General features: G+C 58.1%; 15 protein-coding genes. 7 read left to right on the top strand and 8 right to left on the bottom strand.

Going from position 1 to position 18,611, the window contains the following annotated elements; translation table 11 throughout:
• Window positions 1-4 precede the first annotated feature (4 nt).
• Entirely contained in the window at window positions 5-784 is a 780-nt protein-coding gene (locus N8H74_RS03100; RefSeq protein WP_262146146.1) for a lysophospholipid acyltransferase family protein, read from the top strand.
• 168 nt (window positions 785-952) lie between these two features.
• Here N8H74_RS03100 and N8H74_RS03095 read toward each other — a convergent pair whose 3' ends face one another.
• Window positions 953-2,482, bottom strand: coding sequence for an ATP-binding protein (locus N8H74_RS03095; protein ID WP_262146145.1), 1,530 nt, complete (start codon window positions 2,480-2,482; stop codon window positions 953-955).
• A gap of 168 nt (window positions 2,483-2,650) precedes the next feature.
• Between N8H74_RS03095 and N8H74_RS03090 the strand changes: the two genes are divergently transcribed.
• On the top strand, window positions 2,651-3,370 hold the full coding sequence (locus N8H74_RS03090) for a response regulator transcription factor (protein ID WP_262146144.1): 720 nt from the start codon (window positions 2,651-2,653) through the stop codon (window positions 3,368-3,370).
• A gap of 52 nt (window positions 3,371-3,422) precedes the next feature.
• On the opposite strand, the gene gyrB is transcribed toward N8H74_RS03090, so the two are convergent.
• The 4 genes from gyrB to dnaA are packed head-to-tail and all read right to left on the bottom strand — an operon-like array spanning window position 3,423 to window position 9,624.
• Window positions 3,423-5,840, bottom strand: coding sequence for a DNA topoisomerase (ATP-hydrolyzing) subunit B (gene gyrB, locus N8H74_RS03085; RefSeq protein WP_217829053.1), 2,418 nt, complete (start codon window positions 5,838-5,840; stop codon window positions 3,423-3,425).
• A 5-nt stretch (window positions 5,841-5,845) separates the two neighbouring features.
• Window positions 5,846-6,949: a DNA replication/repair protein RecF gene (gene recF / locus N8H74_RS03080; RefSeq protein WP_007911886.1), complete on the bottom strand. Its 1,104-nt coding sequence runs from the start codon at window positions 6,947-6,949 to the stop codon at window positions 5,846-5,848.
• A 14-nt stretch (window positions 6,950-6,963) separates the two neighbouring features.
• Window positions 6,964-8,067: a DNA polymerase III subunit beta gene (dnaN, locus tag N8H74_RS03075; RefSeq protein ID WP_217829054.1), complete on the bottom strand. Its 1,104-nt coding sequence runs from the start codon at window positions 8,065-8,067 to the stop codon at window positions 6,964-6,966.
• A 39-nt stretch (window positions 8,068-8,106) separates the two neighbouring features.
• Window positions 8,107-9,624, bottom strand: coding sequence for a chromosomal replication initiator protein DnaA (gene dnaA / locus N8H74_RS03070; RefSeq protein ID WP_262146141.1), 1,518 nt, complete (start codon window positions 9,622-9,624; stop codon window positions 8,107-8,109).
• Between the two features lie 566 nt (window positions 9,625-10,190).
• On the opposite strand from dnaA, the gene rpmH reads away from it, so the two are divergent.
• From rpmH to mnmE, 5 genes are all read left to right on the top strand, one after another.
• A complete protein-coding gene (gene rpmH / locus N8H74_RS03065) occupies window positions 10,191-10,325 on the top strand; it encodes a 50S ribosomal protein L34 (RefSeq protein WP_003213577.1) in 135 nt (44 codons plus the stop codon).
• 16 nt (window positions 10,326-10,341) lie between these two features.
• A complete protein-coding gene (gene rnpA / locus N8H74_RS03060) occupies window positions 10,342-10,743 on the top strand; it encodes a ribonuclease P protein component (protein ID WP_217829059.1) in 402 nt (133 codons plus the stop codon).
• Window positions 10,736-10,981: a membrane protein insertion efficiency factor YidD gene (yidD, locus tag N8H74_RS03055; RefSeq protein WP_217829060.1), complete on the top strand. Its 246-nt coding sequence runs from the start codon at window positions 10,736-10,738 to the stop codon at window positions 10,979-10,981. Before rnpA ends, yidD begins: the two co-directional genes overlap by 8 nt.
• Before the next feature lie 2 nt (window positions 10,982-10,983).
• Window positions 10,984-12,666 (top strand): membrane protein insertase YidC, encoded by a 1,683-nt coding sequence (yidC, locus tag N8H74_RS03050; protein ID WP_217829061.1) that lies wholly within the window; start codon window positions 10,984-10,986, stop codon window positions 12,664-12,666.
• A gap of 79 nt (window positions 12,667-12,745) precedes the next feature.
• On the top strand, window positions 12,746-14,116 hold the full coding sequence (mnmE, locus tag N8H74_RS03045) for a tRNA uridine-5-carboxymethylaminomethyl(34) synthesis GTPase MnmE (RefSeq protein WP_262146140.1): 1,371 nt from the start codon (window positions 12,746-12,748) through the stop codon (window positions 14,114-14,116).
• Between the two features lie 42 nt (window positions 14,117-14,158).
• Here mnmE and N8H74_RS03040 read toward each other — a convergent pair whose 3' ends face one another.
• From N8H74_RS03040 to N8H74_RS03030, 3 genes are all read right to left on the bottom strand, one after another.
• The gene (locus N8H74_RS03040) at window positions 14,159-16,594 is read right to left on the bottom strand and encodes a TonB-dependent siderophore receptor (RefSeq protein WP_262146139.1); all 2,436 of its coding nucleotides are present in this window, start codon (window positions 16,592-16,594) and stop codon (window positions 14,159-14,161) included.
• A gap of 120 nt (window positions 16,595-16,714) precedes the next feature.
• The gene (locus N8H74_RS03035) at window positions 16,715-17,662 is read right to left on the bottom strand and encodes a FecR domain-containing protein (protein WP_217829065.1); all 948 of its coding nucleotides are present in this window, start codon (window positions 17,660-17,662) and stop codon (window positions 16,715-16,717) included.
• Complete coding sequence (locus N8H74_RS03030; protein ID WP_217829066.1) at window positions 17,662-18,168, bottom strand: sigma-70 family RNA polymerase sigma factor; 507 nt, start codon at window positions 18,166-18,168, stop codon at window positions 17,662-17,664. The genes N8H74_RS03035 and N8H74_RS03030 overlap by 1 nt, the downstream gene beginning before the upstream one ends.
• Between the last annotated feature and the right edge of the window lie 443 nt (window positions 18,169-18,611).

Genomic DNA, 18,611 nt, shown 5'->3' with positions numbered 1-18,611 from the left:
CGCCATGTCGATACTGCAGGCCATCAGAATCTTCCTCTTTTACCTGCTGCTGGGCACCACCTCCATGCTGTGGTGCAGCCTGAGCTTTTTTATCGCGCCCTTTCTGCCGTTCAAGGCGCGCTATCGTTTCATCAACGTGTACTGGTGCCGCTGCGCCTTGTGGTTGAGCAAGGTGTTTCTGGGCATCCACTACGAGATCAAAGGCGCGGAAAACGTGCCGGATCGGCCCTGCGTGATTCAGTCGAACCACCAGAGCACCTGGGAGACGTTCTTTCTCTCCGCTTATTTCTCGCCTTTGAGCCAGGTGCTCAAACGCGAACTGCTGTACGTGCCGTTCTTCGGCTGGGCGATGGCCATGCTGCGGCCGATCGCGATTGATCGAGACAACCCGAAAGCCGCGCTCAAACAAGTGGCGTCCAAAGGTGATGAACTGCTCAAGGACAACGTTTGGGTGCTGATCTTCCCGGAAGGCACACGTGTTCCCTACGGCACTGTCGGCAAGTTCTCCCGCAGTGGTAGCGCGTTGGCGGTGAATGCCGCGCTTCCAGTGCTGCCGATTGCACACAATGCCGGCAAATTCTGGCCAAAAATCGGCTGGGGTAAAAAGCCCGGCGTGATCACCGTGGTCATCGGTGCGCCGATGTACGCCGAGGGTTCCGGCCCGCGCGCCATCGCCGACCTGAACGACCGGGTCCAAGCCTGGAACGAACAGACGCAAAGGGAAATGGGTTCGCTACCGCCTGCGCCACAGGCACCGACTGCAAACGATCAGGTAGCTGTCTGAATTTTGTGGATAACCTGTGTACGGTTTTCTTTATAAATTCCGAAAATGTTAATTAACTAACTGATTTATATATATATTTCTGAAGCTGATAAAACACCGTAAAAGGTGCATAAGTTTTTTTCGGATGTAAGGAAACCGGCTGATATAGCCGGTTTTTTTATGTCTGATTCACTCAAGGATCAGCGGCAGATCGAGGCGGAACGTGGTGCCATGATCGACCACGCTCTCGCATTCGATCCGTCCGCCGTGATGGTCCACCACGGCTTTGACCATCGACAGCCCCAAGCCCACGCCATCGATGCCTTGCGCTGACGAAAACCGCCGGTACTGGCGGAACAACTCGGGTAACTCCTGCGGGGCAATGCCTTTGCCTTGATCGGTGAGTTCACAACGCAGCCAGTCACCGTGACAGCTGATCCGCAGCTCGACGGTAGATCCGGGGTCGCTGTACTTGATGGCGTTTTCCAACAGGTTGAACAAGGCACGGGTCAGCAAGCCCTGGTCGGCAGAAACCAGTCGCTCCTGGGATTGCTCGTCCATGTCATGCAGCAACTCGATCTGTTTCTGCTGGGCGATGGGCAGCGCTTGATCCAGCACGTCCAGCACCAGCATCGCAAACAGGCTCGGCTGGAACTGATAGGCCGCCGATTCGGCTCGTGCCAGCAACACGAAGCCATCGGTGAGATCCAGCGCCCGGCGCACCTGGCGTTCAATCTGTTCGAACAAGGGTGAATCCACCCCGGCCTGATGACGATGCACATCGAGCAGGGCGAGGATTGCCGAATGGGGCGCGCGCAGATCGTGGGAAAGAAAGCGCAGCAGAACCCCGCGTTGTTCCTCGGCGGCGCGTTCGGCGCTCAGGTCGGTGAGGCTCAGCAGCCAGCCAATCGGCGTGTCACCGTCCACCGGCAATAACGCGGCGCGCTCCAGGCGCAGGCTGCGTTCCTTGTAATCACGAAACTCCAGCAGCGGCAGCGCCGACAACGGTGGGCGTGGTTCTGTGGATAATTCCGGGTAACCGAGACGCGCCAATTGGTCGAGCACATCGTCCCCCACCAGCGCCTGGCCAAACAGCTCCCGGGCCTTGCGGTTACCCAACAGGATTCGTCCTTGTGGATCACTGATCAGGGTCGCGACCGGCAGGTATTCCAGACCATCGGCAATGAAGCGTCGGGTATCGCGGGTGCGGCTCATCGCCTGTTCGAGGGCCATGATCTGACCCTGCAAGCGGTCGGCACCGGTGAATTGCGTTCGACGCCGCTCGGGGAAAACCTTCGGCTCGCTGTCCAGCCGCGACAGCTCCCAGCCAAAGTAGGTGAGTACGCCACTCAGGCGTCGCCAGTTCCAGATCAGATAACCGAACAAGATTCCCAAGGCAGCCGGGGTCGGTGACCACCAGCGCCGGATCTCCGCCATGCCCGCACTGGTCAGCAACACGCAAGCCATGGCGCCCAGTGTGATCCAGATCGCCAGGCGCGGTCGCCAGAGCAGCAGCCCCAGCACGCAGAACACCAGCACCACCGAAATTGCCGCACTCCAGCCCGGCGAGGAATCATGCAAGTTGATTTGCGCGCGATAAGACAACAGCGCAGTCAGCGGCAACAGCACTAGACTTATCCACACCCACTCGCGCACCAGACGGCGAAACAGGCGCTGGACCTGGCTAGGCACACGGCTTTCATGGCGACGGTTATTCATGGCACGCGGGGCAGGGTGGGTTGAATCGTTTCATGGGTCAAAGGTCTGAGGACTGGACCCAAAGAATCATAGCGGAGCTCAACCAATGGTGGGCCGCTTACTTTTACCGCGTTGACCAAGCCGCGATTGTCGGCCGTCAATTGCCCAGGCAACAAGGAATCACCGCGTATGCGCGTTGCGATACTGGACGATGAACCCGCCGAACTGCGCCGGGTCGAGCAGACCCTCCAGCAGATGGCCGAAGCCGGGGAACAACCCTGGTCGCTGCACAGCTTCGAACGTGGTGAAGACCTGGTGCGGCAACTGCGCCGGGAAACCTTCGACCTGCTGATCCTCGACTGGCAGCTGCCCGACCTCACCGGCCTGGCCTTGCTACGCTGGACCCGCGAACACATGGAGGCGCCACCGGCCGCCATCATGCTCACCAGCCGCGATGGCGAGAACGATATCGTCCAGGCCCTGAATGCCGGCGCCGACGATTACGTCAGCAAGCCGTTCCGTCCCAACGAACTCAAGGCCAGGGTCGCCGCCGTCCTGCGCCGGCACAGCGTGCAACGTACATCGGTAGGCGAAGTACAAAGTTTCAACGACCTGACCTTCAACGATGCCGAATTGACGGCCACGCGCGAGGGCAAACCGATTGTCATGACCGAACGCGAATACCGCCTCGCTCGTTGCCTGTTCAGCAACCTTGGCCGGCCGTTGTCACGGGAATATCTGTATGAACGATTCTGGCCCCATGAAGAGATGGCGTCATCGAGGCCGCTGGATACGCATATCTACCGATTGCGCAATAAACTCGGGCTAACGGCGGATCGGGGTTGGCAGTTGTTGACGATTTATGGGTATGGGTATCGGTTGGAGAGCGTGGGGGGCTCGAACGAATGAAAAAAAAGGCCAACGCGGATGCGTTGGCCTTTTTCGTTGGCGCCGAGCTGGATCAGAAATCCAGGTTGGAAACCGCCAGTGCGTTGCTTTCGATGAAGTCACGACGAGGTTCGACCGCATCACCCATCAGGGTGTTGAAGATCTGGTCCGCGGCGATGGCGTCTTCGATGGTCACTTTCAGCATGCGGCGCACGGTCGGGTCCATGGTGGTTTCCCACAGCTGATCCGGGTTCATTTCGCCCAGACCTTTGTATCGCTGGATGGTGTGGCGCTTGGTGCTTTCAGCCATCAGCCATTCCAGGGCTTCCTTGAACTCGGTGACCACTTTCTTGCGCTCGCCACGCTGGATGTATGCACCTTCGCCGAGCAGGGTGCTCAGTTCAGCGCCCAGGGAAACGACGGTCTTGTAGTCGTTGCTGCCGAAGAAGTCGCGGTTGAAGGTGACGTAGCTCGACAGGCCGTGGGAGGTCAGTTCGACTTCCGGCAGCCACACGCCACGTTCACGATCTTCACGCAGGCTGGCCTTGTAGACCAGGCCGGACTTCTCGATGGTCCGCAGACGTGCTTCGTACTGGGCCAGCCAGTCTTGCATCTCGGCGTGATTGCCGAGCTTTTCCAGACTCACGGCAGGCAGGTAGATGAAGTGCTCGGTCAGTTCCTGCGGGTACAGGCGCGACAGACGCTTGAGGGTCTTCATCACCATACGGAAGTCGTTCACCAGACGCTCCAGCGCTGCGCCGGAAATGCCCGGGGCGTCTTCGTTCAGGTGCAGGCTCGCGTCTTCCAGGGCCGACTGCGTCATGTACTCTTCCATGGCGTCGTCGTCTTTGATGTATTGCTCTTGCTTGCCTTTCTTGACCTTGTACAGCGGCGGCTGAGCGATGTAGATGTAACCGCGCTCGATCAGCTCTGGCAACTGGCGGAAGAAGAACGTCAGCAGCAGGGTACGGATGTGCGAACCGTCAACGTCAGCATCGGTCATGATGATGATGTTGTGATAGCGCAGTTTGTCGATGTTGTACTCTTCGCGACCGATGCCGCAGCCCAGCGCGGTGATCAAGGTCCCCACTTCCTGGGAAGAGATCATCTTGTCGAAACGCGCCTTCTCGACGTTCAGGATCTTGCCCTTGAGCGGCAGGATGGCCTGGGTCTTGCGGTTGCGCCCCTGCTTGGCAGAACCGCCCGCGGAGTCACCTTCCACCAGGTACAGTTCGGACAGCGCAGGATCTTTTTCCTGGCAGTCGGCCAGTTTGCCCGGCAGGCCGGCGATGTCCAGCGCGCCTTTGCGGCGGGTCATCTCACGGGCCTTGCGCGCCGCTTCACGGGCACGGGCCGCGTCGATCATCTTGCCGACGACCAGTTTGGCTTCGTTCGGGTTTTCCAGCAGGAAGTCGGAGAAGTACTTGCCCATTTCCTGTTCGACAGCGGTCTTCACTTCGGAAGAAACAAGCTTGTCCTTGGTCTGAGAGCTGAACTTCGGATCCGGCACCTTCACCGAGATGATCGCGGTCAGGCCTTCACGGGCATCGTCACCGGTGGTGGCGACCTTATGCTTCTTCGCCAGACCTTCCTGCTCGATGTAGTTGTTCAGGTTACGCGTCAGCGCGGAGCGGAAGCCGACCAAGTGCGTACCGCCGTCGCGCTGCGGGATGTTGTTGGTGAAGCACAACAGGTTCTCGTTAAAGCTGTCGTTCCACTGCAGGGCGATTTCCACGCCAATGCCGTCTTCACGCTGGATGTTGAAGTGGAACACCTGGTTGACCGCAGTCTTGTTGGTGTTCAGGTATTCAACGAACGCACGCAGGCCACCTTCGTACTTGAACAGCTCTTCCTTGCCGCTGCGCTCGTCCTTGAGGACGATGCCGACGCCGGAGTTGAGGAAGGACAGTTCACGGATACGCTTGGCCAGGATGTCCCAGCTGAAGTGAATGTTCTTGAAGGTTTCCTTGGAAGCCTTGAAGTGAATCTGAGTACCGGTGGTTTCGCTGTCGCCAACGATCGCCATCGGTGCCTGAGGTACGCCGTGGACGTAGGTCTGTTCCCAGATCTTGCCGCTGCGGCGAACGGTCAGGACCAGCTCTTCGGACAGGGCGTTCACAACCGAAACACCTACACCGTGCAGACCGCCGGATACTTTGTAGGAGTTGTCGTCGAATTTACCGCCAGCGTGGAGGACGGTCATGATGACCTCGGCGGCGGAAACGCCTTCCTCTTTATGCACATCTACCGGGATGCCACGACCGTTGTCGCGAACGGTGATGGATTCATCCGGGTGAATGATGATGCTGATGTCGTCGCAGTGGCCGGCGAGGGCTTCGTCGATCGAGTTGTCGACCACCTCGAACACCATGTGGTGCAGACCGCTGCCATCGTCGGTGTCACCAATGTACATACCGGGACGTTTGCGCACGGCATCCAGGCCTTTCAGCACTTTAATGCTCGATGAGTCGTACGTATTTTCTTCGCTCAATGCCTTCACTCCCGATGGTCGTGGGTCTGGGTGATACGGCCCTGTTCCACGTGGAACAGAGCGACTGGCGTTTCCGTCTGCCAGCCTTCCCTCAATAATTCGTGATCTACACAGGTGATAAAGACCTGGCAGCGTAAGTCTTCCAGCAAGCGGCACAGCGCGCGACGGTGGCTCTCGTCCAGCTCGGACGGCAAGTCATCCACCAGATAAATACACTGGCCGCGTCGGGCCTGGCTCACCAGATGCCCCTGGGCAATCCGCAAGGCACACACCACCAACTTCTGCTGACCCCGGGACAAGATGTCCGCGGCGTTGTGTGCGCCCAATCGAAGACGCAAATCAGCGCGTTGCGGTCCGGCCTGGGTATGACCCATCTGCTGATCCCGCTGCAGGGATCCAGCAAGTACGGCACTCAATTCCCGGTCCTTGTCCCAGCCTCGGTAATAGCTGAGCGTCAAACCTTCGAGCTCAACCAGTTCGCTCAAGGTTTGTTCAAAGACTGGTTTCAAGGCTTTGATGTAAGCGCGGCGGTATTCATCGATTTCAGCGCTGGCCTGGCACAGTTCCCTGTCCCAAACCGCTTGCGAAACGGCGTCAAGTGTACCATGTCGCAGCCAGGAGTTTCTCTGGCGCAAGGCCTTCTGCAAACGCTGCCAGGTGGCCATGAAACGCGGTTCGACGTGGAACACGCCCCAGTCGAGAAACTGCCGGCGAATCTTCGGCGCCCCCTCCAGCAAGCGGAAGCTGTCCGGGTTGATCAGTTGCAGCGGCAGGATCTCCGCCAGTTGCGCAGCGCTGCGCGCGTTCTGCCCGTCGATGCGAATCTGGAACTCACCCTGACGGTCACGCGAAATGCCCAATGCACTGTGGCCACCTTCGGCGAGCTCGACCTGGCCGAATACCGTACAGGCGAGTTGCTCATACTGGATGACCGGCAACAGTCTTGTACTGCGAAACGAGCGGGCAAGCCCCAGCAGGTGGATGGCTTCCAGAACACTGGTTTTGCCGCTGCCGTTGGCGCCGTAAAGAATGTTGATGCGGGGAGAGGGGGAGAAGGTCACCGGGTGCAGATTGCGCACCGCGGTGACCGAGACGCGACTTAACGACATCTAGTTTCTGCTGATTACAGACGCATCGGCATGACAACGTAAGCCGAATCGTCATTGTCGGACTCTTGCACCAGCGCACTGCTGTTGGAGTCGGACAGGATCAGGCGAACCTGCTCGGTGGTCATCACGCCCAGCACATCGAGCAGATAGCTGACGTTGAAGCCGATTTCCAGGGAGCTGCCGTTGTACTCGACGCCCACTTCTTCTTCCGCTTCCTCCTGCTCCGGGTTGTTGGCCTGGATTTTCAGCTGACCACTGGCCAGTTGCAGGCGGATACCGCGGTACTTCTCGTTGGACAGGATCGCCGTGCGGCTGAACGCTTCGCGCAGCGCCTGACGATCGCCCAATACCAGCTTGTCGCCGCCCTTCGGCAGTACGCGCTCGTAGTCCGGGAACTTGCCGTCCACCAGTTTCGAGGTGAAGGTAAATTCGCCAGTGGTCGCACGGATATGGTGCTGGCCCAGCACGATGCTGACGTTGCCATCCGGCTCTGTGAGCAGGCGCGCCAGTTCGAGGATACCTTTGCGTGGCACGATCACCTGATGGCGCTCCTGCTGACCGATGTCGGCCTGCATCGAGCACATCGCCAGACGGTGACCGTCAGTGGCAACAGCGCGGATCACACCGGTCGCCACTTCCAGCAACATGCCATTGAGGTAGTAGCGCACGTCCTGTTGAGCCATGGCGAAGCTGGTGCGCTCGATCAGACGACGCAGCTTGCTTTGCTCCAGGCTGGTGGTCAGCGATCCCGGACCTTCTTCGACGGTCGGGAAATCGTTGGCCGGCAGGGTCGACAGGGTGAAGCGGCTACGGCCGGCCTTCACCACCAGCTTCTGCTCGTCGACCTTGATGTCGATCAGGGCGTCGTTCGGCAGGCTCTTGCAGATGTCCATCAGCTTGCGCGCCGGCACGGTGATGGAACCGGTTTGCGCCGGCTCTTCGAGTTGCACGCGACCGACCAGCTCGACTTCCAGGTCAGTACCGGTCAGCGACAGCTGCTGGCCATCGACAACCAGCAGCACGTTGGACAGCACCGGCAAGGTCTGTCGGCGCTCGACGACACCTGCGACCAGTTGCAGGGGTTTCAACAGGGCTTCGCGTTGAATGGTGAAATGCATGGTCTAGTCCCTTGCCTTAATAAGCTGCGCTGGTGTTCATCAAGTGGTCAGTGTACGCAGCAGGTTCTTGTAGTCCTCGCGGATGTCCGCGTCGGATTCCTTAAGTTCGTTGATCTTGCGGCAGGCGTGCAACACCGTCGTGTGGTCGCGACCGCCAAACACATCGCCGATTTCCGGCAGGCTGTGGTTGGTCAGCTCCTTGGACAAGGCCATGGCCACCTGACGCGGACGAGCCACCGAGCGCGAACGGCGCTTGGACAGCAGGTCGGAGATCTTGATCTTGTAGTACTCGGCGACGGTGCGCTGAATGTTATCCACAGAGACCAGTTTGTCCTGCAACGCCAACAGGTCCTTCAGGGATTCGCGAATCAACTCGATGGTGATGTCGCGGCCCATGAAGTGCGAGTGGGCGATCACGCGTTTCAGCGCGCCTTCCAGCTCACGGACGTTGGAGCGAATGCGCTGGGCGATGAAGAACGCTGCGTCGTGAGGCAACTCGACTTTGGCCTGGTCGGCCTTCTTCATCAGAATCGCAACGCGGGTTTCCAGTTCCGGCGGCTCGACGGCAACCGTCAGGCCCCAGCCGAAGCGGGATTTGAGGCGCTCTTCCAGGCCTTCGATTTCCTTCGGGTAGCGGTCACTGGTGAGAATGACCTGCTGGCCACCTTCAAGCAGGGCGTTGAAGGTGTGGAAAAACTCTTCCTGGGAACGTTCCTTGCGGGCGAAGAACTGAATGTCGTCGATCAGCAAGGCATCCACCGAACGGTAGAAACGCTTGAACTCGTTGATCGCGTTCAGTTGCAGCGCCTTGACCATGTCGGCCACGAAACGCTCGGAATGCAGGTACACGACCTTGGCATTCGGGTTCTTCTTTAACAGGTGGTTGCCCACCGCATGCATCAAGTGGGTCTTACCGAGACCGACGCCGCCATAAAGGAACAGCGGGTTGTAGCCGTGCTTGGGGTTGTCCGCCACTTGCCAGGCCGCCGCGCGGGCGAGCTGGTTGGATTTACCTTCTACGAAGTTTTCAAAGGTGAAGGTGCGGTTCAGGTAACTGGTGTGCTTGAGCGCACCTTCGACCTGCACGGTGCGCTGTTCGGCGCGAACCGGGGCCTGTTGCGAGGCGGCGCCAGCCATCGGGTCGAAACTGTCGCGGGACGGCTCTTCACTGACTTCTTCGGCTTTCTGCGTGGCGACCGGGGCGGCAGGTGCCACTGGCGCAGCAGTGACCGGCGCAACAGCGGCCTGCTGAGCCTGTGCCACGGCGGCAGCGGCCAGCGGCGCATTCGGTGCGGCACGGGGAGCCGAACTGCGCTTGCTGCCTATTAATAAGGAAAGCGCCGGCGCCAGGCCGTTGCCATGCTCATCCAGCAGTTCAAGGACGCGCCCGAGGTACTTCTCGTTGACCCAGTCCAGAACAAAACGGTTCGGTGCGTAGACACGCAACTCGTCGCCTTCGGCTTCGACCTGTAGTGGACGGATCCAGGTGTTGAATTGTTGGGCAGGCAGCTCTTCGCGCAAAAGCTCCACGCACTGCTGCCAAAGTTCCACTGACACGGAAATCCCCTAAGTTGAAAGCCGGTGAGGCAAAAACAAGCGGCCATTGTAGCGGCGAGCCGCCCACTTATCCACATGCAGGTTGCCCGGCGACCATGATTTATCAATACGTTAAATGGCAAAAAGGCGACCAACGGTATGTGCATAAGCTCTGTGGATAACCGCCACTGAGGACACTGGACAACTGGGGGCGAAACTCGGTGGATAACCTGCCTGTGGATAACAGACCTTTCCACGCACAGGTTATCCGCTCCCGGAGCACAGGCTGAACACGGTTTTCCCGCGTAGTTGTCATTCTCTGTACATCACGGCAGATAAGGCCTCGATTGAGTTATCCACAGAAGGTGGCGGGACTAGCTTTTACAAGCTTTACAGAAAAGCTTTAAATAATTCCCTTCTTTATTTTTATGTTTGGCGAACAGGGCCTGGTGCTCAGAAGACGCGGATATCTATTTAGAGGGAAACGCTGGTTGGAAATTGACCTATGGACTTGCTTTCTCTAGAATCCCCGGTCTCTTAAAACGGGGGCCATTCCGGCCCGTTGTGGACGAACCAGGTAACACGACATGAAACGTACTTTCCAACCAAGCACTATCAAACGCGCTCGTACCCACGGTTTCCGTGCTCGCATGGCTACCAAGAACGGTCGTGCCGTACTGTCGCGTCGTCGCGCCAAAGGCCGCGCACGTCTGGCAGTTTGATAATCCGGCACTGGAGGTGAGTCAGGACTTCAGTCGGGAAAAGCGTCTGCTTACTCCCCGGCACTTCAAGGCAGTCTTTGACTCCCCTACCGGCAAGGTTCCGGGGAAAAATCTCCTGCTCCTTGCGCGCAACAACGATCTCGATCACCCCCGGCTAGGGCTGGTTATCGGGAAAAAGAGCGTAAAGCTCTCCGTCGAGCGCAATCGCCTCAAACGTCTGATGCGCGAATCGTTTCGCCTGAACCAGGATTCACTGGTCGGCTGGGACATCGTTATCGTCGCGCGCAAAGGTTTGGGTGATGTAGAAAACCCCGAATTGATTCAGCATTTCGGCAAACTCTGGAAACGTCTGGCGCGCAACAAGCCAGCACCGGCAGTCAAAACCGAAACTGTAGGGGTAGACAGTCCAGATGCGTAAACTGGCACTCGTTCCGATCCAGTTTTATCGCTACGCCATTAGTCCCCTGATGGCCGATCACTGTCGTTTCTACCCCAGTTGTTCTTGCTACGCGTTAGAAGCCATCGAAACTCATGGCCTTCTGCGCGGTGGCTGGCTGACCTTTCGTCGTTTAGGTCGCTGTCATCCGTGGAATCCCGGTGGTTATGACCCGGTTCCACCTATCCCTACCTCCCGTTCTTCTTCGATGGCCGAGTAATCATGGATATCAAACGCACGATCCTGATCGTCGCCCTGGCAATCGTGGCTTATGTCATGGTTCTTAAATGGAACCAGGATTATGGCCAGGCTGCCCTGCCGACTCAGAATGTTGCTTCCAGTACGACTACATCCGGTTTGCCGGACACCGCCACTGGCACCAGCGCTTCCGCCAGCGACGATATTCCGCGCGCCGCAAGCGATACCAGCGCACCCGCCGAAACGCCGGTCGCTGTCAGCAAGGATCTGATCCAGATCAAAACCGACGTGCTCGATCTGGCGATCGATCCACAGGGTGGCGATGTTGCTCAACTGACCTTGCCGCTGTATCCACGTCGTCAGGATCGTCCGGACGTTCCGTTCCAGCTGTTCGATAACGGCAACGAACGTGTTTATCTGGCTCAAAGCGGTCTGATCGGCCCCAATGGCCCGGACGCAAGCCCGGCCGGTCGCCCGATCTACGCCTCGGAGAAGAAAACTTATCAACTGGCTGATGGTCAGGACCAACTGGTTGTAGACCTGAAGTTCAGCAAGGACGGCGTCAACTACATCAAGCGTTTCACCCTGAAACGTGGCCTGTATGACGTGACTGTGACCTATCTGATCGATAACCAGAGCGCTCAGCCTTGGTCCGGTTCGATGTTTGCGCAGTTGAAACGCGACGCCAGCGCAGATCCTTCGTCGACCACGGCGACCGGCACCGCGACTTACCTGGGTGCCGCCCTGTGGACAAGTTCCGAGCCGTACAAGAAAGTGTCCATGAAGGACATGGACAAGGCTCAGCTCAAGGAAACCGTCACCGGTGGCTGGGTCGCCTGGCTGCAACACTACTTCGTGACTGCATGGGTTGCGCCGAAAGGCGAAAACAACATCGTCCAGACGCGTAAAGACAGCAAAGGCAACTACATCATCGGTTACACCGGCCCGGCCTTGACCGCTGCACCCGGTGCAAAAGTCGAAACCAGCGCCGTGCTGTATGCCGGCCCGAAAAGCCAGGCTGTGCTGAAAGAGTTGTCCCCAGGTCTGGAACTGACCGTCGACTACGGCATTCTGTGGTTCATTGCCCAGCCGATTTTCTGGCTGCTGCAACATATCCACAGCATCGTCGGCAATTGGGGCTGGTCGATCATCTTCCTGACCATGCTGATCAAAGGGATCTTCTTCCCGCTGTCGGCCGCCAGCTACAAATCCATGGCCCGCATGCGCGCCGTGGCCCCGAAACTGGCTGCACTGAAAGAGCAACATGGCGATGACCGGCAGAAAATGTCGCAAGCCATGATGGAGCTGTACAAGAAAGAGAAGATCAATCCGCTGGGCGGCTGCTTGCCGATTCTGGTGCAGATGCCGGTTTTCCTTTCGCTGTACTGGGTTCTGCTGGAAAGCGTGGAAATGCGCCAGGCGCCGTTCATGCTGTGGATCACCGACCTGTCGATCAAGGATCCGTTCTTCATCCTGCCGATCATCATGGGCGCGACCATGTTCATCCAGCAGCGTCTGAACCCGACGCCTCCGGATCCGATGCAGGCCAAGGTGATGAAAATGATGCCGATCATCTTCACCTTCTTCTTCCTGTGGTTCCCGGCCGGTCTGGTGCTGTACTGGGTTGTGAACAACTGCCTGTCGATTGCCCAACAGTGGTACATCACGCGTAAGATTGAAGCGGCAACGAAAAAAGCCGAGGCGTAACTTACTCTGTGGATAACCACTCAAAACGCCCCCTAGTGGGGCGTTTTGCTATCTGCCATTTTTGTCTGGATACCGGTTTATGAGCGCACCTCGTGAAACCATCGCAGCCGTCGCCACCGCCCAGGGGCGTGGTGGCGTGGGCATCGTTCGAATTTCCGGGCCGCTGGCCAGCGTTGCGGCCAAGGCTATCAGCGGCCGCGAGCTGAAACCCCGGTTCGCCCACTACGGCCCGTTCTTCAGCAACGACCAGCAAGTACTGGATGAGGGCCTGGCGTTATACTTCCCGGGACCGAATTCATTCACCGGTGAAGACGTGCTGGAACTGCAAGGCCACGGCGGCCCTATCGTTCTGGACATGTTGCTCAAGCGTTGCCTGGAACTGGGTTGCCGTCTGGCCCGGCCGGGTGAATTCAGCGAGCGCGCGTTTCTCAACGACAAACTCGATCTGGCTCAGGCCGAGGCGATTGCCGACCTGATCGAAGCGAGTTCTGCACAAGCCGCGCGCAACGCCTTGCGTTCGTTACAAGGCGCGTTTTCCCAGCGCGTGCATAACCTCACCGAACAGCTGATCGGCTTGCGGATATACGTCGAAGCGGCCATCGATTTTCCGGAAGAGGAAATCGACTTCCTCGCCGATGGTCATGTGCTGAGCATGCTCGACAAGGTTCGTGACGAATTATCCACAGTCCTGCGCGAAGCCGGGCAAGGTGCGTTGCTGCGCGATGGCATGACCGTGGTGATTGCCGGTCGTCCGAATGCCGGCAAGTCCAGCCTGCTCAATGCACTGGCTGGTCGCGAGGCGGCGATTGTCACTGAAATCGCCGGCACCACCCGGGACATTCTGCGCGAACATATCCACATTGATGGCATGCCGCTGCATGTTGTGGATACCGCCGGCCTGCGCGATACCGATGATCATGTGGAAAAGATCGGCGTCGAGCGCGCGTTGAAAGCGATCGGGGAAGCGGATCGCGTATTGCTGGTGGTCGACGCCACCGCACCGGAAGCCGCAGATCCGTTTGCCCTGTGGCCGGAATTCCTCGAAACTCGGCCGGATCCGGCGAAAGTCACGCTGATTCGCAATAAGGCCGACCTCACCGCAGAAGCCATTGCCCTGGAAGTCAGTGACGATGGCCACGTGACGATCAGCCTGAGCGCCAAGTCTGCCGGCGAAGGCCTGGACCTGCTACGCGATCACCTCAAGGCCTGCATGGGTTACGAGCAAACCTCGGAAAGCAGTTTCAGTGCACGTCGCCGGCACCTGGAAGCGTTGCGCCATGCCAGCGCCGCTCTGGAACACGGTCGCTCGCAACTGACACTGGCCGGAGCCGGCGAGTTGCTGGCCGAAGATTTGCGCCAGGCCCAGCATTCGCTGGGGGAAATCACCGGCGCATTCAGCTCCGATGATTTGCTGGGACGGATCTTTTCCAGTTTCTGTATAGGCAAATAAGAAAAAGGGCTGTGGGTAATTTATCCACAGCCCTTTTTTCGCTTACCAGTTGTAGGACACTGTACCGAGCACGGTGCGGTCTTCGCCCCAGTAGCAGCGTCCTGCGTCGTTGCATCCCGACACATATTCCTTGTCGAACAGGTTTTTCGCGTTCAGATCCACGCTCCAGTTCTTGTCGATCTGATAGCCGATGGCTGCATCCACCAGCGTCACGTCCCCGGCATCGAGTTTTCCGTAAAGAGTCGGCGCGGTGTAGGCGAAGGCACTGTCGAAGTAGCGCACGCCACCCCCGACATACAGCCCCCTCAGATCGCCATCGAGGAAACGGTACTTCGCCCAGACCGATGCCTGATTACGCGGTACACCGGTCATTTGATGGCCTTTGACCAGTGAGGTCGCGGCATCCTTGGTAATCCGCGCATCGGTGTAGGTGTACGCCGCCGTGACGTTCAGGTTCTGTGTCAGATTGCTGTTGAGCTCCAGTTCCACGCCTTTGGATCGGCTTTCACCGACCTGGCGATAGGTCGATGTCGTGGAGTCGAAATAGGTGTCGTCTTTCTTGCGCAGGTCATAAACCGAGGCCGTGAAGGCTGTATCCCAGCCGATCGGCTCATATTTCAAGCCAACTTCGTACTGACTGCTGGTGATCGGATCCAGTGGCGTACCGGCATTGGAGATCTGCTGTACTGGCACAAACGAGGTGGAATAGCTGACATACGGCGTCATGCCGTTGTCGAACTGGTACATCACGCCGCCCTGATAAGTGAATTTCCTGTCCTCGGAGCTGATGTTGCTGCCCTTCGCCACCTTGTCGCGGAAATCGCTGTCGACCCAGTCCTGACGGCCGCCCAACAGGAACAGCCAATGGTCGTACTTGCTCTGGATCTGTGCATAAACCCCTTTCATCTGCTGCTCGAGCAGAGTGTTTTGCACGGCGATCGGTGTTGTCGGGTCGCGCAGATAAACCGGATTGTAGATATCGATCGGCCCGACCAGACCGGCATTCCAGTCCTGATTGAACGATGTGCGGTCGTAGCTGGCGCCGAACAACACGGTGTTCTCCAGACCACCCGCCTGGAATTTGCCTTCCAGTTGGTTATCCAGCGAATACACCATGGATTTGTTGAAGCGGTCATACGCCGTCATGTTCAACCGCGTGCCGAACCCGGCGTTGTTCAGATTGCCTGGCCAGGTTTCATGGCGGGTGATGCGCGACTGCATGTAGCGAGAGTTCTGGCGGAACTGCCAGTCATCGTTGAACGAATGGCTGAACTCGTAGCCAGTGCTCCAGGTTTCCCGTTCGAAAGTGTTCCAGTCCGGGTCACCCAGCATGGTGCCTTTGGACAACTTGCCATTGGGGTTGGTCAGCAAAGTCCCGGCCGCCGGTAGGCCGAGTTCCATGTTGGTGTGGTCCTTCTGGTAGTTGGCCAACAGGGTCAAGGTGTTGAAGTCGTCGAAATTCAGGGTCAGGGACGGGGCGATATAAAGACGATCATCCGGCACATGGTCGGTCTGGGTATCCGACTTGCGACCCAGCATCACCACCCGGCCGAGAATGTTGCCACTGTCGGTCAGCGGTCCGGAGACATCGACGCCAATCTGGCGCCGATTGTTCGAGCCATAACCCAGTTGCACTTCCCCCTGGGGAGTGGCCGTCGGACGTTTGCTCACCAGATTGACCAAGCCTCCAGGGGCGTTCTCACCGTAAAGCAGCGAGGACGGGCCACGGAAAATCTCGACACGCTCCAGGCCGTAAGGCTCGGTGCTGGTGTCATACCGATTGCCTTGCACACGTAGTCCGTCGCGCAGCAGCCCGTAGCCATAGTCGGTGGCATTGAAGCCGCGAATGAAGAACAGGTCGCCCGCCAGACTGTCGCCGGCGGCGAAAGGCGGAGCGAATATCCCCGGGACGTAGCCGAGTACCTCGGTGAGTGTCTGAGATTTCTGATCTTTCATGCGCTGGGCGGTGACAACCGACACCGAACGCGGTGTTTCCGACAGCGGTGTGCTGGTTTTCGTACCGATCCGGCTGTTCTGCGCCTTGTAACCAACGTCCGCGGAGTAATCGAGTGTCATCCCATCGGCTTGCCGACCGTTGATGTTGGTCGGTGCCAGTTCCAGTGAGTCGCCGTTGGGCTGCGACTGCAAAATGTAACTGCCTGGTGCCTGTGGGGTAGCTTGCAAACCCGAGCCTTGGAGCAACCGGGCAAAACCCTGCTCCACGGTGAAGTCGCCGCTCAAGCCCGGACTGCGCAAGCTGCCGGTCTGCTGGGGCGAGAACGACAGAATCACATTGGCGGCCGCCGCGAACTGGCTCAAGGCATTGTCCAGCGGGCCGGCGGCAATGGCGTAACGCTGGGTGGCGGTCGCGGCATACGCGCTATGGGTGATGACCAGGCCGGAAACGGCTCCGGTCATCAGTAAGCTGTAGGCGATGCAGTGGTGGGAAAAGCGCTGGCGGAACGTGGGAAGACGCATGTGTGGATAAGCCCTGGAGGTGGCGAAGAGCCGCGTTTATCGCGATTACCTGTAGGGCCGGGTCAGGGCGAAAAAAGATAACCCTGCTTCAAGTTTATTTTTCCCCTCGTCGTGAAGGGATCAGCCGTTATGGCTGATCGAGACCCAGTAACGAGTGAAATAGCGGACGTGGATCGGCAGTGAAGCCTGCAGGTTGGCCAGTACTGCGTCGGTGGAGTCCAGGCGAAACGTGCCGGAAACCCGCAAGTCCCGAGCCCGTTCGTCACACTGCAATATCCCGTTGCGATAACGACCCAATTCCCGGACCACATCACCCAAACGAGCGTCCAGTACGATCAACTGGCCGTTGGTCCATGCCACTTCGGAAGACTTGAAGGGGTGGATCACGCCGATATGGCGGCTGTCGAAATCCGCACCTTCACCGGCCTTCAGTATTTGTGCACCGCTGGATGAGTCCGTGGGTTGAACGCTGACCCGATCTTCCAGCACCCCAACTCTCGTGGAGTCCGACAACTGCCGTATGGAAAACCGAGTACCGAGGGCCTGAATACGACCATCACGGGTTTCAACGAAAAACGGTCGTTGATCGCCGAGCTTTCCGGTCTGGATCAGGATTTCGCCGGCACGCAAACGGATCAGGCGTTGTGCGCTGTTGAAAGACACGTCAATGGCGGTGTCGGTATTGAGTTGAATCTGGCTGCCGTCGGCCAGCGAAAGGGAACGACGTTGCCCGACCCGGGTTTTATAGTCGGCCCAGGCGTTGCCCAATGAAGTGTGTTGCTGAACGTTCCATCCGACGAACCCGGTTCCGGCCAACAGCAGCATCAATTTCAGTACCTGACGCCGTTGTTGCCCCGCATTCAAGGCGCGGCGTTTCAGCTCCGGCGGTAGCGTGCCGAGATGGCGCTGCAATTGTTCCATCTGATTCCACGCGGCCAGGTGCGCAGGATCGCTATCTATCCACAGCTGCCAGGCCCGTTGTTCGGTGAGCGTCGGCGGTTCCACCTGGAACTGAACGAACCAGCTCGCCGCTGCCTCGAAAGCCTTGCGATTCGGGGCGATCGTCATCAGGGCTGCGCCATTATCAGCGCGCATTCGGTCAGTGCGCGGATCATGTGTTTCTTCACAGTGGTCAACGAAACCTGCAATTGCACGGCGATCTGTTGATAAGTCAGGCCATCGATCTGCGACAGCATGAAAATCCGCTGGGTTCTTGCCCCCAGTCCCGCCAGCGCTTTGTCCACAGCAACCAGGGTTTCGATGATCAACGCCTTGTCTTCTTCGCTGATTTCGGTGGCTTCCGGGCGCGCGGCCAGGGTTTGCAGGTAAGCAGCTTCGATCGCACGTCTTCGATAACGGTCAATGACCAGCCCACGTGCCACGGTTGCCAGGTAATCCCGTGGTTCCCGGATTTGCGCGGCATTGCGCGCCGCGAGGATTCGCACAAAGGTGTCATGTGCCACATCGGCGGCATCGCAGGCGTCATTCAATTTGCCCTTGAGCCAGCCATGTAGCCACGAATGGTGCTGCTCGTAGATTTGCTCGATCGCTGCGGTATGGGCGGGTAAGGACATGGGCAGGACGCAGGAGTTAATGATAATGGCTATTATTAGCCTCTGTTACGTTCTCTCACAATAGCCCCCACAAGTCCTTCCATCGCCGTTTTTTCCACATCACCTTTCTCTGCTGGGAAGTCAGCAGTGGGTTTCTCGTGCCTGAAATCCGTTCATTCGTCGATTTTCTATGGATTAAGCCCTGTGAATAAGTGCCGCTGAGGGCAGTTGATAACCGGGCTTCAAAACTGAATATAACCGCATCTGTGGATAACCAGCTCATTCACCCACAGGCTTAAAGCGGTTATCCAAGGGCCTCATTCATACATGGACACAGGGTTTAAAAACTCTGTACACATTGAAAATAAAGGGTTGTAGAGATCTATCCACAGAATGGTGGTGCGCTAAGAATAAACATAAAAACAAGGACTTTATAAATTTCTCTCTTTTTTATTTTTTTAACC

The sequence above is a fragment of the Pseudomonas sp. B2M1-30 genome (genome assembly GCF_025447575.1).
Classification (GTDB): domain Bacteria; phylum Pseudomonadota; class Gammaproteobacteria; order Pseudomonadales; family Pseudomonadaceae; genus Aquipseudomonas; species Aquipseudomonas botevensis.
The sequence above is the reverse complement of the archived record's forward strand: the minus strand, read 5'-3'. Positions and strand labels throughout refer to the sequence as shown.

What these genes read in the sequence shown, in the direction of transcription:
- dnaN (WP_217829054.1), bottom strand. Translation starts at nt 8,067, where the DNA reads ATGCATTTCACCATTCAACGCGAAGCCCTGTTGAAACCCCTGCAACTG.
- N8H74_RS03030 (WP_217829066.1), bottom strand. Translation starts at nt 18,168, where the DNA reads ATGTCCTTACCCGCCCATACCGCAGCGATCGAGCAAATCTACGAGCAG.
- N8H74_RS03035 (WP_217829065.1), bottom strand. Translation starts at nt 17,662, where the DNA reads ATGACGATCGCCCCGAATCGCAAGGCTTTCGAGGCAGCGGCGAGCTGG.
- N8H74_RS03100 (WP_262146146.1), top strand. Translation starts at nt 5, where the DNA reads ATGTCGATACTGCAGGCCATCAGAATCTTCCTCTTTTACCTGCTGCTG.
- mnmE (WP_262146140.1), top strand. Translation starts at nt 12,746, where the DNA reads ATGAGCGCACCTCGTGAAACCATCGCAGCCGTCGCCACCGCCCAGGGG.
- N8H74_RS03095 (WP_262146145.1), bottom strand. Translation starts at nt 2,482, where the DNA reads ATGAATAACCGTCGCCATGAAAGCCGTGTGCCTAGCCAGGTCCAGCGC.
- rpmH (WP_003213577.1), top strand. Translation starts at nt 10,191, where the DNA reads ATGAAACGTACTTTCCAACCAAGCACTATCAAACGCGCTCGTACCCAC.
- yidC (WP_217829061.1), top strand. Translation starts at nt 10,984, where the DNA reads ATGGATATCAAACGCACGATCCTGATCGTCGCCCTGGCAATCGTGGCT.
- recF (WP_007911886.1), bottom strand. Translation starts at nt 6,949, where the DNA reads ATGTCGTTAAGTCGCGTCTCGGTCACCGCGGTGCGCAATCTGCACCCG.
- N8H74_RS03090 (WP_262146144.1), top strand. Translation starts at nt 2,651, where the DNA reads ATGCGCGTTGCGATACTGGACGATGAACCCGCCGAACTGCGCCGGGTC.
- yidD (WP_217829060.1), top strand. Translation starts at nt 10,736, where the DNA reads ATGCGTAAACTGGCACTCGTTCCGATCCAGTTTTATCGCTACGCCATT.
- N8H74_RS03040 (WP_262146139.1), bottom strand. Translation starts at nt 16,594, where the DNA reads ATGCGTCTTCCCACGTTCCGCCAGCGCTTTTCCCACCACTGCATCGCC.